General features: G+C 43.5%; 14 protein-coding genes, 1 tRNA gene and 1 other RNA gene. 9 read left to right on the forward strand and 7 right to left on the reverse strand.

What is annotated here, in order from left to right:
* Positions 1-215 precede the first annotated feature (215 nt).
* Positions 216-1,181, reverse strand: a complete 966-nt coding sequence (locus NI464_RS03625; protein ID WP_005106322.1) for an outer membrane protein assembly factor BamD — start codon at positions 1,179-1,181, stop codon at positions 216-218.
* 71 nt (positions 1,182-1,252) lie between these two features.
* Between NI464_RS03625 and rluD the strand changes: the two genes are divergently transcribed.
* From rluD to NI464_RS03640, 3 genes are read left to right on the forward strand one after another with little or no spacing between them, the layout of a single operon-like run.
* Positions 1,253-2,305, forward strand: a complete 1,053-nt coding sequence (gene rluD, locus NI464_RS03630) for a 23S rRNA pseudouridine(1911/1915/1917) synthase RluD (RefSeq protein WP_004645774.1) — start codon at positions 1,253-1,255, stop codon at positions 2,303-2,305.
* A gap of 37 nt (positions 2,306-2,342) precedes the next feature.
* Positions 2,343-3,083 carry a peptidoglycan editing factor PgeF gene (pgeF, locus tag NI464_RS03635; RefSeq protein ID WP_253137767.1) on the forward strand — a complete coding sequence of 247 codons (741 nt, stop codon included), beginning with the start codon at positions 2,343-2,345 and terminating at the stop codon, positions 3,081-3,083.
* Positions 3,084-3,123: 40 nt separating this feature from the next.
* On the forward strand, positions 3,124-3,684 hold the full coding sequence (locus NI464_RS03640) for a flavodoxin family protein (RefSeq protein WP_180049611.1): 561 nt from the start codon (positions 3,124-3,126) through the stop codon (positions 3,682-3,684).
* A gap of 55 nt (positions 3,685-3,739) precedes the next feature.
* Here the strand turns inward: NI464_RS03640 and smpB are convergent, their stop codons facing one another.
* Positions 3,740-4,219: an SsrA-binding protein SmpB gene (gene smpB / locus NI464_RS03645; RefSeq protein ID WP_004280586.1), complete on the reverse strand. Its 480-nt coding sequence runs from the start codon at positions 4,217-4,219 to the stop codon at positions 3,740-3,742.
* Between the two features lie 139 nt (positions 4,220-4,358).
* On the opposite strand from smpB, the gene coaD reads away from it, so the two are divergent.
* The 5 genes from coaD to NI464_RS03670 all read left to right on the forward strand — a co-directional run bounded on the left by coaD (position 4,359) and on the right by NI464_RS03670 (position 7,010).
* Positions 4,359-4,850 carry a pantetheine-phosphate adenylyltransferase gene (gene coaD / locus NI464_RS03650; RefSeq protein WP_004280585.1) on the forward strand — a complete coding sequence of 164 codons (492 nt, stop codon included), beginning with the start codon at positions 4,359-4,361 and terminating at the stop codon, positions 4,848-4,850.
* A 1-nt stretch (position 4,851) separates the two neighbouring features.
* The gene (locus NI464_RS03655) at positions 4,852-5,115 is read left to right on the forward strand and encodes a YfhL family 4Fe-4S dicluster ferredoxin (protein ID WP_004280584.1); all 264 of its coding nucleotides are present in this window, start codon (positions 4,852-4,854) and stop codon (positions 5,113-5,115) included.
* 26 nt (positions 5,116-5,141) lie between these two features.
* An RNA gene (gene rnpB / locus NI464_RS03660) (RNase P RNA component class A) lies at positions 5,142-5,519 on the forward strand.
* Between the two features lie 72 nt (positions 5,520-5,591).
* A tRNA-Met gene (locus NI464_RS03665) sits at positions 5,592-5,668 on the forward strand.
* A gap of 103 nt (positions 5,669-5,771) precedes the next feature.
* Entirely contained in the window at positions 5,772-7,010 is a 1,239-nt protein-coding gene (locus tag NI464_RS03670; protein WP_121979621.1) for an AAA family ATPase, read from the forward strand.
* On the opposite strand, the gene NI464_RS03675 is transcribed toward NI464_RS03670, so the two are convergent.
* Both NI464_RS03675 and NI464_RS03680 read right to left on the reverse strand, forming a co-directional pair.
* Positions 7,011-7,637, reverse strand: a complete 627-nt coding sequence (locus NI464_RS03675) for a CatB-related O-acetyltransferase (protein WP_121979620.1) — start codon at positions 7,635-7,637, stop codon at positions 7,011-7,013.
* 112 nt (positions 7,638-7,749) lie between these two features.
* A complete protein-coding gene (locus tag NI464_RS03680) occupies positions 7,750-8,145 on the reverse strand; it encodes a RidA family protein (RefSeq protein WP_180180443.1) in 396 nt (131 codons plus the stop codon).
* Positions 8,146-8,281: 136 nt separating this feature from the next.
* On the opposite strand from NI464_RS03680, the gene NI464_RS03685 reads away from it, so the two are divergent.
* The gene (locus NI464_RS03685; protein ID WP_253137768.1) at positions 8,282-8,875 is read left to right on the forward strand and encodes a TetR/AcrR family transcriptional regulator; all 594 of its coding nucleotides are present in this window, start codon (positions 8,282-8,284) and stop codon (positions 8,873-8,875) included.
* A 74-nt stretch (positions 8,876-8,949) separates the two neighbouring features.
* Here the strand turns inward: NI464_RS03685 and greA are convergent, their stop codons facing one another.
* The 3 genes from greA to carA all read right to left on the reverse strand — a co-directional run bounded on the left by greA (position 8,950) and on the right by carA (position 13,901).
* Positions 8,950-9,426 carry a transcription elongation factor GreA gene (gene greA / locus NI464_RS03690; RefSeq protein WP_005103954.1) on the reverse strand — a complete coding sequence of 159 codons (477 nt, stop codon included), beginning with the start codon at positions 9,424-9,426 and terminating at the stop codon, positions 8,950-8,952.
* Positions 9,427-9,517: 91 nt separating this feature from the next.
* The gene (gene carB / locus NI464_RS03695; protein WP_253112135.1) at positions 9,518-12,748 is read right to left on the reverse strand and encodes a carbamoyl-phosphate synthase large subunit; all 3,231 of its coding nucleotides are present in this window, start codon (positions 12,746-12,748) and stop codon (positions 9,518-9,520) included.
* A gap of 13 nt (positions 12,749-12,761) precedes the next feature.
* Positions 12,762-13,901 carry a glutamine-hydrolyzing carbamoyl-phosphate synthase small subunit gene (gene carA / locus NI464_RS03700; protein WP_004645762.1) on the reverse strand — a complete coding sequence of 380 codons (1,140 nt, stop codon included), beginning with the start codon at positions 13,899-13,901 and terminating at the stop codon, positions 12,762-12,764.
* Between the last annotated feature and the right edge of the window lie 192 nt (positions 13,902-14,093).

Below are 14,093 nucleotides of genomic sequence, written 5' to 3' on the forward strand. Positions count from 1 at the left end.
GCTTCTCGTGCTGGTATCTAAGGTCTAAATCACTGAAAAAATGAAAATAGTCTGGCTGAACATTGAATATTTCAAGTTCCTTTGTATACCTTTTGCACGATTTGTTCAAGCCTGGGCCAGACAACGCAAAAGGGCAAGTATGATACCTTGCCCTTGAGGAAAATGCACCTGTAAAGCGCTGTCTTATTTGCTGATGCTGCCGGACTTATTTAGCTTTATTCAGCCGTTTTAGGACGATCCAGCAAACCAAATGAAATGCGATTGGTGATGCTGCGCTTTTCATTTTCTGGCGCATCAGACTGTGCATCGGTGTCGGTTACAGTCTTGGCTTCTTTACCAAAAATACCCAGTGTCGCGCGGTTAAAGAAGCTGCCTTCACTACGCGCTGCACGCAGATTCACCGTCCCATCTGATTTCACCAGATTCGGATAATTCAGCTTTAATACATCCACATATTGCTGAGAAGTTGCTTTATCACCTAGCTGAGCATAACCATAAGCAACCGTTGCCAGTGCTTCCGGAATCTGCGGAGTTTGAGGATAATGCTCAATCACCCACAAGCCACGTTCAACTGCTGCCAGATACGCCTTACGTTTGATGTTAAAACGTGCTGCGTTCATTTCATGCTCAGCCAGTTCCTGGCCGATAAACTGCATACGTTGTGCTGCATCGACTGCATAAGTGCTAGATGGATAGCGACGAATGAAATCAACAAAATTCTGGTAAGCCACTTTCAGGTAGCTGACATCACGATGCGACTGTTTCAGTGAGGTATAACGTAGCAGGCCGTTATAGTTCTGTTCCATATTGGCGACACCGCGTACATAGTAAGCATAGTCGACATTTGGATGTTGCGGGTTCAGACGGATAAAACGCTCTGCCAGTGCAACCGCACCTTCATAATCTTTTTGCTGGAATTTCACATACAACAGTTCAAGCTGCGCTTGCGGGGCATACTGACTGGTCGGGAAATAAGTTTCCAGCGCTTCTAACTGTTTTGCTGCATCGGTATATTGATTACGATCTAGCGCTTTCTGTGCTTTTTGAATATAAACCTGTTCACTAGATTCTGGACCTTTATCCACGACTTCTTTTTTTGGATTACTGCTACAGCCTACCATTGCCGATGCAATGCCTAATGTCACAGCAAGCATTGTCATTTTATAATGTGGTAGCGACATAAAAATTCCTCTGTTAATACGGGCAATGAGCTACAATTGCACTATTAAACCACTTTTGTCTGAATGAGCAAATGAGTCAAGCACAATCTTCCAATTCTAATATCCCTGATACTGATTTCAATTTACTTGAAGATTCTGAGGATGCAGATAACCATACTTCAGAAGCAACTGCAACACGTTTATCGTTGCAATTTCAACTGGATGAAACTTATATCGGGCAACGGATCGACCAGATTGCCGCAATGGTCTGGAGCGATTTTTCTCGAGAAAAATTAAAGCAATGGATTAAAGATGGCAATTTATTGGTGAATGGTCAACCAGTTAAGCCGAAATTTAAAAGTGATGGTTTTGAAACCCTGACTTTAAATGTTGAGCTTGAAGCGCAAACGCGCAGTCTGCCGGAAGACATTCCACTGGATATCATCTATGAAGATGATGACATTATGGTCATCAACAAACCAGTCGGTATGGTGGTACATCCGGGCGCTGGCAATAGTTCTGGCACCTTGGTGAATGCTTTATTGCATCACTATCCGAAATCGGCTGAACTGGCGCGTGCAGGTCTGGTACATCGTATCGATAAAGACACCAGTGGTCTGCTGGTCGTTGCCAAAAATCTGGAAGCACAGTTTTCTCTCAGCAAACAGCTTGAGAAAAAATCAGTATATCGCCTGTATGACCTGGTGGTTTACGGCAATATTATTGCTGGCGGTACCATTGATGAACCAATCAAACGCCATCCGGTGGATCGTGTGAAAATGACCGTACTTCCAGGTGGTAAAGACGCGGTGACGCATTACAATGTCAAAGAGCGTTTCCAGCATTTTACCCGTGTTCAAGCCCGTCTGGAAACTGGACGTACCCATCAGATCCGTGTGCATTTTAGCTATATCGGCTTTGGCTTGGTGGGCGATCAGGTGTATATGCCACGTGTCCGTATGCCTGCAGGTGCATCGCAATTATTAGATGATACTTTGCGTGGCTTCAAGCGTCAGGCTTTGCATGCTGTACAACTCGGTCTGACCCATCCGCGTACCAAAGAAGAAATGACCTTTGAAGCACCGTGGCCGGAAGACTTTGCCAATCTGGTTGAAGTGCTGCGTACCGAAAACAAAGCCTATTAATCTTTTTATTTAGCTCGCGTCAAAGCAAGGAATCGAGATGCAATTTGTACCAGGACTTCCACAAGGTGTGTATGTCGGCCAGACTCGCGTTCACCATGCGAAAGTACAGCCATCAGCACAGCCTGAACTTGCAGGTTTTAATCTGGCCTTGCATGTGCAGGATGATGCGCAACGGGTACAACAGCATCGTATGGCTTTATTGCAGGATTTTGCTGCTTTTGGCGTAGATAAAATTACTTGGATGACCCAGACGCATAGCACCATTTGCCATTCCATTAATGAGCAGATGCCATTTACCGCACTGGTCGGAGATGGTCTGGTGACGCAGCGTAAGGCGCATGCCTTGATGATGATGACTGCAGACTGTTTACCTGTGGTACTGGGAAATGCGAAAGGTACGGAAGTTGCCAATTTGCATGCCGGTTGGCGTGGTCTGGCGGGTGGTATTGTCGAAAATACCATTGCAGCCATGCAGACTCCGCCGACCTGGGCCTGGCTTGGGGCGGCCATTAGTCAGCCATGTTTCGAGATTGGCACTGAAGTAAAAGCAGCTTTTTGTGAGAAATATCCTGAACTGGACAGTGCGTTTCAGCCCGGTGTACAGACTGGTAAATATTATGCCGACCTGTACGTGATTGCGCGTTATATCTTGCAGCAACACGGAGTAAATACCGTATTGGGTGGAGATCAGTGTTCTTATCGCCAGCCAGAGGAATATTTTTCTTATCGCCGTGAGCCAAAAACAGGGCGTATGGCGACATTCGTGTTTATGGCATGAAAATGTTAAACTTAACTGAATTTTTTGGCTTTTGAGCGTTATGTCCCTATCTTCCAAATCTGTTGCGATTGTTTATCACAGTCCTTATGGACACACGGCTAAAGTGGCAAATTTTATTGCCGATGGTGCGCGCGAAACTGGTGTTCAGGTGCATATGATGAATGTCGAACATATAGACTGGGATGTACTGGATGCCGCCGATGCGATTATCTTTGGCTGTCCGACCTATATGGGTAGCCTGACTTCTGCCATGAAGCTGTTTATGGAACAGTCTTCCAAGCGCTGGCTGGCACGTAGCTGGCAGGGTAAGCTGGCAGCAGCCTTTACCAATGGTGGTGGACTCAGTGGCGACAAGCTGGCGGTCTTGCAGCAAATCAATCTGTTTGCCATGCAGCACGGTATGCTATGGAGTGGATTGCCATTAATGCCGACAGGACGTGCCGTCACGGATCTAAACCGGATGTCGAGCTTTTTGGGTTTAATGACCCAGTCAGATAACGCACCGGTAGAAGTGACTCCACCTGAAGGCGATTTAAAAACCGCGTTCTGGTTTGGCGAATATATTGCCCTGACTCTGGCAAGACTGGGCGGTAAAGCTTAAAGTTATAATAAAACCTCCAAATGCGGAGGTTTTTTTATATTCAACTTTTAATCCATTATTTATGGAAAATTCGCGCCTTATCACGTTGCCAGTCACGGTCTTTTTCGGTGGCACGTTTGTCATGAAGCTGCTTACCTTTCACCAGAGCAATTTCCAGCTTGGCATGTGGACCTTTCCAGTAGCAGGCCAATGGAACGCAGGAATAACCTTTCTGGTTAATCGCACCCATCAGCTTTTCAATTTCACGGCGATTCAGCAACAGCTTGCGAGTACGGGTTGCTTCAGGCACCACATGGGTCGAAGCGCTTAACAAGGGCTGAACCTGTGCACCAAACAAGAATGCTTCACCATTTTTAAAGGTAATATAACTTTCTACGATGGTCATGCGACCAGCACGCATTGATTTGACTTCCCAACCTTTTAATGAAAGCCCCGCTTCAAATTTCTCTTCAATAAAATAATCGTGGCGGGCACGTTTATTCAGTGCAATGGTACCGCCATTATTTTTTTTTACTACAATAGATGCTTTCGCCATAATCTGATACTTCCAAACGTGCTGCTATTGTACCGCAACTAGAAATAAGGTGAAGTTTTTTAAATTAATGAGGATTATTCACCAAAAAAACAAGTTTTTGCTAAAATAAGATTCTACATAACAAACAGAGTACAAATGGATGTCTAAAACTCGTGTGATTTATCCGGGGACTTTTGATCCAATTACCAATGGACATATTGATTTGGTAACACGCGCAGCGCGAATGTTTGATGAAGTCGTAGTGGCGATTGCCATTGGTCATCATAAGAATCCGGTATTCAGTCTGGAAGAGCGTGTCGCATTGGCGAAAGAGTCATTGAGTCATTTGGACAATGTTGAATTTGTAGGCTTTGATGGTTTACTGGTCAATTTTTTCCGTGAGCAAAAGGCGACTGCTGTATTGCGTGGTTTGCGTGCAGTGTCTGATTTTGAGTACGAATTTCAGCTGGCAAATATGAACCGTCAGCTGGACTCCCACTTTGAAGCGGTGTTTTTAACCCCTTCAGAGCAATATTCTTTTATTTCATCCACTTTGGTGCGTGAAATTGCTCGACTAAGAGGTGATGTAACCAAGTTTGTACCACCAAACGTGGTTGCTGCCTTCGAGCGTAAACTTCAACAAGGTTGGTAGCGTGTCTTTATATATCACCGATGAATGTATTAACTGTGATGTCTGTGAACCTGTATGCCCGAATGAGGCCATCTATATGGGTGAACTCATTTATGAGATTCATCCAGATTTATGTACAGAATGCGTCGGACATCATGATCAACCGCAGTGCCAGCTGTTCTGTCCGGTGGATTGTATTCCACTGGATCCGAATCATGTCGAAACGCAGGAACAGCTGCAAGCCAAGTATGAAAAACTGACTGCTCAAAAAACATCAAGCAATTAGTCTCGATATTTGATACTATGCCGCTCGAAGTGAGCCAGACGATCGCTGCTGTGGAGATCTTCGTGATTGAAGCAGGGGAGGAAAGTCCGGGCTTCATAGGGCAAGGTGCCAGGTAACGCCTGGGCGGTGTAAACCGACGGCAAGTGCAGCAGAGAGAAGACCGCCTTCATTATGTTTTCGAGCAATCGGAATCGAAGGTAAGGGTGAAAGGGTGCGGTAAGAGCGCACCGCATGGCTGGTAACAGTTCATGGCGAGGTAAACCCCACCGGAAGCAAGACCAAATAGGAATCCATTAGGCATGGCCCATGCTGGATTCGGGTAGGTCGCTTGAGCGCATGAGTGATTGTGCGCCTAGAGGAATGATCGTTCTCGACAGAACCCGGCTTATCGGCTCACTTCAACAAATTTTGATCAAACAGCACAATATGGGGTTGACGTGATTTACAGAAAATCCCATAATGCGCGCACAGTTTAAGGCTATGTAGCTCAGTTGGTTAGAGCACCGCACTCATAATGCGGGGGTCACAAGTTCAAGTCTCGTCATAGCCACCATATTCTGAAAAAACCCACTCCGATTGAGTGGGTTTTTTTATGGCTCTAGGAATAATTGTGTAATAATTAATCTAATAAATATAATTTTTCTAATAGGTTGGCTATGGGTATTGATATTTTGGGGTTAAAAAGCAAAGACGAAGCGCGTTTGAAGCATATGCTAAAAGAACTAGCTGAGTTAAATGATTCATTAAGTTCTAAGTATTCATTACGTGCAGATTTGCGAGATTTAACAAATAGGTCTTTTACTGTTGGTAAATTACTTCAGGAAGAATTAGATAAAATTAAATCTAATCAGCAGAAATTAGAAGAAGCTTGTAATGAAACTTTAAGAGTTAAGAATAAAATCGAAGCTTGTTTGGGAACTATTAGTGAAATAGAGAGCAAGCTAGAATTAGATGATAATGGCATCTCTATATATGATCGTATAGTCGAACTTACATCCGCAGAAAGCATTGAAGAAATTGAAAATTCTAAGCAAGAAATTCTAGACAAATATAATGAATTATTTTCGGAAGATGAGCAGGGTGAATCTACAGTTGATCAACTTTCGTCGAAAGTAAAGGAAATAAAAGAAAAATATGCTGAACTGTTTGAGGAACAAAATAAGGATGGTGAAAATTTATTTGAAGAAATGGAATCAAGAGTAAATAAATTAGGAGAATTATGGAAAGAGTATTTTGTAGAAGATGAAGAAGGGGTAACAAAAAGTGAATTAATTGATGGAAGGCTTAAAAAATTAGATCAATTTTATATCAGAATTTATGGTGATGAAGCTAAAGATATTCCATCATTAAAGAAAGAACTAGAAGAAAGATTAGATAATTTAAAAGATGTAGAGACTCGAGCAAAAGCTACGATTGATTTATCGAGTGAGGCGGGATTGGCTGGTGGATTTGTAAGTAAGCGAAAAGAAGCAAATACGGCTCGTTTAATAAGTTTGGCTGTGTTTATAGTAACGGTTTTATGTATGTTTGGTTTTAATCTTTGGCTTTTTGATGCTGATGATTTTAAAAATATGGAACTTCATACTTTATTATTTAAGATTACCATTAATGCTCCTTTAATATGGATAGCAACCATAGCAAATATAAACTTAAACAGATTTTCTAGACTTGAGCAAGAGTATTCACACAAGGAGTCTCTAGCAAAGTCATATGAGCGCTACAGGGCTGAAATTGAACAGTTAGAACAACTTGGTGTTCAAGGAGCTGATGATCTTAAAATTAAGTTGCTAGATACAAATTTAGAAGCATTTAAGTTAAATCCGGTTTCACATACCAAGCAGGAAGGTAAATCATTTGCATTATTTAATTTCGGAAGAAAAATAAACGATACTTAATTAGTGGTTCGATTTGAAATAGTTGATTAATTGTTTAATATCATCCGTCTGCAACTGTTCACGCATTTTTAAAAACTGCTTTTCATCTATATTGTAAACTTGGAGGGAAAGCAGTTTTTCTATATCTTCTTGTGGAAAACGATATTTAATAATTTTAGCAGGTACACCACCGACAACTGCATATGGTGGCACATCTTTGGTCACGACTGCGCCTGTCGCCACTACCGCGCCTTCACCAAGGTTCACACCCTGCATAATCAAAGCGCGTGAGCCAATCCAACAGCCATCGCCAATAATAGTATCGCCAGCAGGTACAAAACTGCGTGTATCGAATGGAAACGCTGAAATCCAGTCGGTACGGTGGAGTTGATTGCCACCCATCATAATCACGCACTCAGCACCAAAACAGACAAAATTACCGATATAGAGCTGGTCGATGGGCTTCTCAGACGTTGCAGGCCTGTCATGTAAATAACGCACTACACAACGCTCAAACCCCTGATCCCAATAGGCCGAATAATACGAATAATTCCCTTTGATATGAATGTTGGGATTCTTCACCGTTTTTGAGATGAACTCGAATTCACACCAGTGATTCACAGGAGAATTAATTAACTTTTCAGACATGAGGAGGCTATAACCACAAGGAATGCATCATTATACCGAATTGGACTTTAAGCTGAATCAACAATCTTAATTCAGCCAGTGAATCGAATATTAAAGCACGTGCTGACCTTGCTTAAGTGCTACGAGGAATACGGGCAATCACTTTAATTTCAAAATCAAAACCTGCCAGCCAAGTCACGCCCACCGCAGTCCAGTTTGGGTAAGGCTTTTGATTAAACACTTGTTGTTTAACTTTCATAATACTTTCAAACTGCCGTTCGGGGTCAGTGTGAAAAGTAGTGACATCGACAATATTGTCGAAGCTACAACCAGCCGCTGCCAATGTTGCAGCTAAGTTTTCAAAAGCCCGTTCTACCTGCTTCTCAAAATCTGGTTCAGGCGAGCCATCTTCACGGCTACCGACCTGACCAGAAACAAAAAGTAAGTCTTCCGATTTGATCGCAGCAGAATAACCATGCTGTTCATACAGGGCATGGCGGTCTTGGGGAAATATCGCAGTTCTAGTCATGTCTATTCTCATTCAATATCTAATTTATCAGTGAGTGAAAGCAACTTGACTTTCACATACGCTTCGTATGTAAACATAATTGACATACGGTCCGTATGTCAATTAAAATTTTTATGATGATGAGGTAAAGTAATTCATGTCTGTTCGTGAACAAAAGATGGCGGAAACCCGCAAGAAACTGATAGAAGTGGCACGCCGTACGTTTGCGGAATATGGTTATGCTGGCACTTCAATGGATAAGCTCACGGCAGAAGCAGGGCTGACTCGTGGTGCGCTGTATCATCATTTTGGTGATAAAAAAGGCTTATTTGCTGCAGTGGTCGACCAGATCGATTCGGAAATGGCTTCATCTGCGCAGCAACATCTGGAGCAGCCTGCTGATCTGTGGGAAGGATTGATGCTAGAAGGGCGGACCTATATTCAAAATGCCTTAAATCCGGAATTCCAGCGCATTGTGCTGCGTGACGGGCCGGCTGTGCTGGGAGATCCTGCACATTGGCCAAGTCAAAACAGATGTTTGCAGTCCACGCGTGAATGTGTTGAACAATTATTGGCAGTAGACCGAATTAAAACAGTTGATCCAGAAGCTGCTGCGATATTTTTAAATGGTGCAGCAATGAATGCAGCACTCTGGGTGGCTTCTAGCGAACATCCTGAGCAAGTACTCCCTGAGGCCTTACATGCATTTAATTTATTTGCATCGGGGTTTTTAAAAGAAGCACAGAGCTAATCCATTTGTAAGAGGCGAATAAAGGTAAAAAACCCCTCAATCGAGGGGTTCATGCAAGCTTAAATATCTAAAATTTAGATATATTCAACTTTCACAATTTCGTATTCAACTTCACCGTTTGGTGTATTGATTTTCACATCGTCGCCTTCGTTTTTACCTAAAAGACCACGTGCGATCGGCGAGTTTACAGAGATCTTGTTAATCTTAAAGTCTGCTTCGTCATCGCCTACAATTTTATAGGTTTTCTGCTCTTCAGTATCCAGATTTTCAATCGTGACCGTTACACCAAAAACTACACGACCATTCTGTTCAAGTTCTTTGACATCGATCACCTGAGCTGCACCCAGTTTGCCTTCGATGTCCTGAATACGGCCTTCACAGAAGCCTTGCTGTTCACGTGCTGCATGGTATTCTGCATTTTCTTTTAAGTCACCGTGTTCACGAGCTTCTGCAATTGAAGCTGTAATACGTGGACGATCCACTGTTTTCAGTTGGTGTAATTCTTTCTCTAAGGCAATTTTGCCTTCAGGTGTCATAGGATAACGTTGCATGTTGTCCCTCAAAAGTCAGTTGAAAGATATAAAATCTATAAATAAAAAAAAGCCCGCCACCAAGAAGGTAGCGGGACTTCTTGGAAGCGAATTAACCTTTAGTTAGGTCTTGCAAACGATATACATCCATTGGCAATTTAATTGCTAAAGCTTGGCATACTGCATCCGCACCATTCAATGTAGTTGTGTTATACACTTTACCTTGAAGTGCTGAACGACGGATCGAGAATGAGTCTTCTTGTGCCTTTTTGCCTTCAGTCGTGTTAATCACAAGGTGGATTTCGCCGTTTTTAATACGGTCCACAATGTTAGGACGACCTTCAGTTACTTTATTGACACGTTCACATTCAAGACCAGCATCGCTAATCACTTTAAATGTACCATCAGTTGCAAGAATCTTGAAGCCTAGGTCAATCAATTGTTTTGCGATACCTGCCGCACGTGGTTTATCTGAGTCACGTACAGAGATAAATGCGTGTTTCACTTCGCCTTCAGTTGGAAGACCTGGTAAACGCTCATTTGCACCTAAAACAGCTTTATAGAACGCTTCACCAAATGTTTTACCCACGCCCATTACTTCGCCGGTCGATTTCATTTCAGGGCCAAGGATTGGGTCAACACCAGGGAATTTGTTGAACGGGAACACGGCTTCTTTGACAGAGAAGTGCTCAGGAATAATCTCTGATGTAAAGCCTTGAGACTCAAGAGATTGACCCGCCATACAACGTGCAGCAACTTTCGCTAAAGATTCACCGATACACTTAGAAACGAATGGCACAGTACGAGACGCACGTGGGTTCACTTCCAGAATGTAAACGTCTTCACCTTTAACCGCAAACTGAACGTTCATCAAACCGATTACGCCAAGCTCTTTTGCCATTGCAACGGTTTGACGACGCATTTCGTCCTGAATCTCTTTAGAGAGAGAGTAAGGAGGAATCGAACATGCCGAGTCACCTGAGTGAATACCCGCTTGTTCAATGTGCTGCATGATGCCGCCGATTACCACGTCTTTACCGTCAGATACGCAGTCTACGTCAACTTCGATCGCATCATCTAAGAAACGGTCAAGCAGAACAGGGGCTTCGTTTGATGCTTGAACTGCATCACGTAGGTAGCGTTTAAGCTCTTCGTCGTTGTATACGATTTCCATCGCACGACCACCAAGTACGTAAGAAGGACGTACCACTAATGGATAGCCTACTTTAGACGCTTCAGCCATACCTTCTTCAGCAGATTTTACAATGCTGTTGTTTGGTTGACGAAGTTGCAGACGTTGAATCATTTGCTGGAAACGTTCACGGTCTTCTGCACGGTCAATCGCGTCAGGTGATGTACCAATGATTGGCGCACCGGCTTCTTCTAGAGCACGAGCCAATTTCAAAGGTGTTTGACCACCGTACTGAACGATAATGCCTTTAGGCTTCTCGATACGTACGATTTCTAAAACGTCTTCTAAAGTGATTGGTTCGAAGTACAAACGATCAGATGTATCATAGTCAGTAGAAACTGTTTCAGGGTTACAGTTCACCATGATGGTTTCATAGCCGTCTTCACGCATTGCAAGAGCAGCGTGTACACAGCAGTAATCGAATTCGATACCTTGACCAATACGGTTAGGACCGCCACCGATCACCATGATCTTGTCTTTCGCAGACGGATTGGCTTCACACTCTTCATCGTAAGTTGAGTACATGTAGGCTGTATCAGATTCGAATTCTGCAGCACATGTATCGACACGTTTGTAAACTGGCGTTACGCCCAGGTTCCAACGGTGTTTACGGAATTGTTTTTGTGAAATGCCCATCAAGTCCGCAATGCGAAGATCTGATAAACCTTTACGTTTGAACGAACGGATGTTGTCCGCGTTCAAATCACCAAAACCTAAAGTTTTAATTTGGTTTTCAGTTTTAATGATGTCTTCGATTTGAATCAAGAACCAGCGGTCAATGTTCGTTGCAGCGAATACTTCGTCTAAAGTAAAGCCGTGACGGAATGCGTCGCCCACGTACCAGATACGCTCTGGACCTGGCACTTTAAGTTCTTGCAAGATTTTGTCGCGCGCGCCTTCAGCACCCACTTCAATTTTTTCGTCAAAACCAGAAGCGCCAACTTCAAGACCACGAAGGGCTTTTTGTACAGATTCCTGGAAGTTACGGCCAATCGCCATCACTTCACCGACAGATTTCATCTGTGTGGTTAAAGTCGCATCAGCTTGTGGGAATTTCTCGAAGTTAAAACGAGGAATCTTGGTTACAACGTAGTCAATCGCAGGTTCAAACGATGCAGGTGTTGTACCGCCAGTGATGTCGTTTTTCAGTTCATCAAGGGTGTAACCTACAGCCAGTTTCGCAGCGATTTTCGCAATCGGGAAACCAGTTGCTTTAGAAGCAAGTGCAGATGAACGTGATACACGTGGGTTCATCTCGATTACAACCATACGACCCGTATTTGGGCAAATACCGAACTGTACGTTAGAACCACCTGTTTCTACGCCAATTTCACGTAGTACAGCTAAAGATGCATTACGTAAAAGTTGGAATTCTTTATCTGTAAGCGTTTGAGCAGGGGCAACAGTGATTGAGTCACCTGTATGCACGCCCATTGGGTCAAAGTTTTCAATGGTACATACAATGATACAGTTGTCGTTTTTGTCACGAACAACTTCCATCTCGTATTCTTTCCAGCCAATTAAAGATTCATCAATCAATAATTGTTTAGTCGGAGAAAGATCGAAACCACGTTCACAAATCTCGATAAATTCTTCTTTGTTGTATGCGATACCGCCACCAGAACCACCCATGGTGAATGATGGACGGATAATTACTGGGAAGCCGAAACGTGCTTGAATTTCTAAAGCATGTTCCATTGACTCAGCAACGTCAGCTTTTGGACATTCAAGACCAATTTTACGCATTGCTTGGTCGAACAGTTTACGGTCTTCAGCTTTTTCAATCGCTTCTTTGGTTGCACCGATCAATTCAACATTGAATTTCTCTAAAATGCCGTGCTCATCGAGGGCAAGGGCACAGTTCAATGCCGTTTGACCACCCATGGTTGGAAGAACAGCATCTGGACGTTCTTTCTCAATGATCGCTGCAACAGTTTGCCAAGTAATTGGCTCAATGTAAGTTGCATCCGCCATGGTTGGGTCGGTCATGATGGTCGCTGGGTTCGAGTTGACCAAAATAACGCGGTAACCTTCTTCACGAAGGGCTTTACATGCTTGAGCACCTGAGTAGTCAAACTCACATGCTTGACCGATGACAATCGGACCAGCACCAATAATCAAGATGCTTTTAATGTCAGTACGTTTAGCCATGATGCTTCCTTAATTACTTCTTAGATGCTTCGATAAGTTCGATGAAATGATCGAACAATGGTGCGCAGTCATGTGGACCCGGGCTGGCTTCAGGGTGACCCTGGAAGCTGAACGCAGGTTTGTCTGTACGATGAATACCTTGGTTGGTGCCATCAAACAGTGAGCGATGCGTTACACGCAACACATCAGGCAGATTGCTTTCATCGACTGCGAAGCCATGGTTTTGAGAAGTAATCATCACTGTACCATTATCTAGATTTTGTACAGGATGGTTAGCACCGTGGTGGCCGTGAGGCATTTTTAAAGTTTTAGCACCACTTGCAAGCGCAAGAATCTGGTGACCCAGACAGATACCAAATACTGGAATTTCAGTAGTTTCTACAATTGTTTTTACAGCTTCAATTGCGTAGTCACATGCAGCCGGATCGCCAGGGCCGTTCGAAAGGAACACGCCATCTGGATTCAGTGCAAGTACATCAGCAGCAGGAGTTTGCGCCGGCACAACAGTCAGTTTACAACCGCGGTCTGCGAGCATACGTAAGATGTTGGTTTTGACACCGTAATCGTATGCAACAACATGGAATTTAGCTTCTGGTTGAGAGAAACCTTTGCCTAATGTCCAAGAGCCTTCAGTCCATTCAAAACCTTCAGGGTCGCAACATTCTTTTGCCAGGTCTAAACCGTTTAAACCACTAAATGCACGTGCTTTTTCAAGCGCTTCAGCTTCAGTGATATTTTCGCCAGCAAGGATACAGCCATTTTGCGCACCTTTGTCACGTAAGATACGTGTCAGTTTACGCGTGTCGATATCCGCAATTGCCACAACATTGTGTTGTACCAAATATTCAGCTAATGATTGGGTTGAACGGAAGTTACTGTGCAGTAAAGGCAGGTCACGAATGATCAATCCGTTCGCCCAAACCTTATGAATACGACCTGATTCAGTGTCTTCTTCATTACAGCCTGTGTTACCGATATGAGGGTAAGTCAGTGTCACAAGTTGCTGTGCATAACTCGGGTCAGTCAAAATTTCTTGATAGCCAGTCATGGCAGTGTTGAAAACGACTTCACCAGTCGTACTACCCGATGCGCCAATCGAAGTACCTTTAAAGATAGTTCCGTCGGCAAGGGCTAAAATTGCTGGGGTGCTCAAACCAAAGCTCCTGAAATTTAGGCTGTAAAAAAGCGAGAAGACGAAAAAAAAGGAAGGCTAATTTTTAAACCTACCCTCCTATGTCTGCTCGCTTGAACTTAACACGGCATTATACGCAGAACGACCCTTAAAGTCCAACGGCTTTGCAGCGAAAGTATGAGATAAATGGCTTGCTTTTTGCATGGAAGTCTG

The organism is Acinetobacter lwoffii, assembly GCF_024129685.1.
Taxonomy (GTDB): Bacteria; Pseudomonadota; Gammaproteobacteria; order Pseudomonadales; family Moraxellaceae; genus Acinetobacter; species Acinetobacter lwoffii_X.

Excerpts from the sequence above, each read along its gene's own strand:
- NI464_RS03625 (WP_005106322.1), bottom strand. The coding sequence starts at position 1,181 with ATGTCGCTACCACATTATAAAATGACAATGCTTGCTGTGACATTAGGC.
- rluD (WP_004645774.1), top strand. The coding sequence starts at position 1,253 with ATGAGTCAAGCACAATCTTCCAATTCTAATATCCCTGATACTGATTTC.
- pgeF (WP_253137767.1), top strand. The coding sequence starts at position 2,343 with ATGCAATTTGTACCAGGACTTCCACAAGGTGTGTATGTCGGCCAGACT.
- NI464_RS03640 (WP_180049611.1), top strand. The coding sequence starts at position 3,124 with ATGTCCCTATCTTCCAAATCTGTTGCGATTGTTTATCACAGTCCTTAT.
- smpB (WP_004280586.1), bottom strand. The coding sequence starts at position 4,219 with ATGGCGAAAGCATCTATTGTAGTAAAAAAAAATAATGGCGGTACCATT.
- coaD (WP_004280585.1), top strand. The coding sequence starts at position 4,359 with ATGTCTAAAACTCGTGTGATTTATCCGGGGACTTTTGATCCAATTACC.
- NI464_RS03670 (WP_121979621.1), top strand. The coding sequence starts at position 5,772 with ATGGGTATTGATATTTTGGGGTTAAAAAGCAAAGACGAAGCGCGTTTG.
- NI464_RS03675 (WP_121979620.1), bottom strand. The coding sequence starts at position 7,637 with ATGTCTGAAAAGTTAATTAATTCTCCTGTGAATCACTGGTGTGAATTC.
- NI464_RS03680 (WP_180180443.1), bottom strand. The coding sequence starts at position 8,145 with ATGACTAGAACTGCGATATTTCCCCAAGACCGCCATGCCCTGTATGAA.
- NI464_RS03685 (WP_253137768.1), top strand. The coding sequence starts at position 8,282 with ATGTCTGTTCGTGAACAAAAGATGGCGGAAACCCGCAAGAAACTGATA.
- greA (WP_005103954.1), bottom strand. The coding sequence starts at position 9,426 with ATGCAACGTTATCCTATGACACCTGAAGGCAAAATTGCCTTAGAGAAA.
- carB (WP_253112135.1), bottom strand. The coding sequence starts at position 12,748 with ATGGCTAAACGTACTGACATTAAAAGCATCTTGATTATTGGTGCTGGT.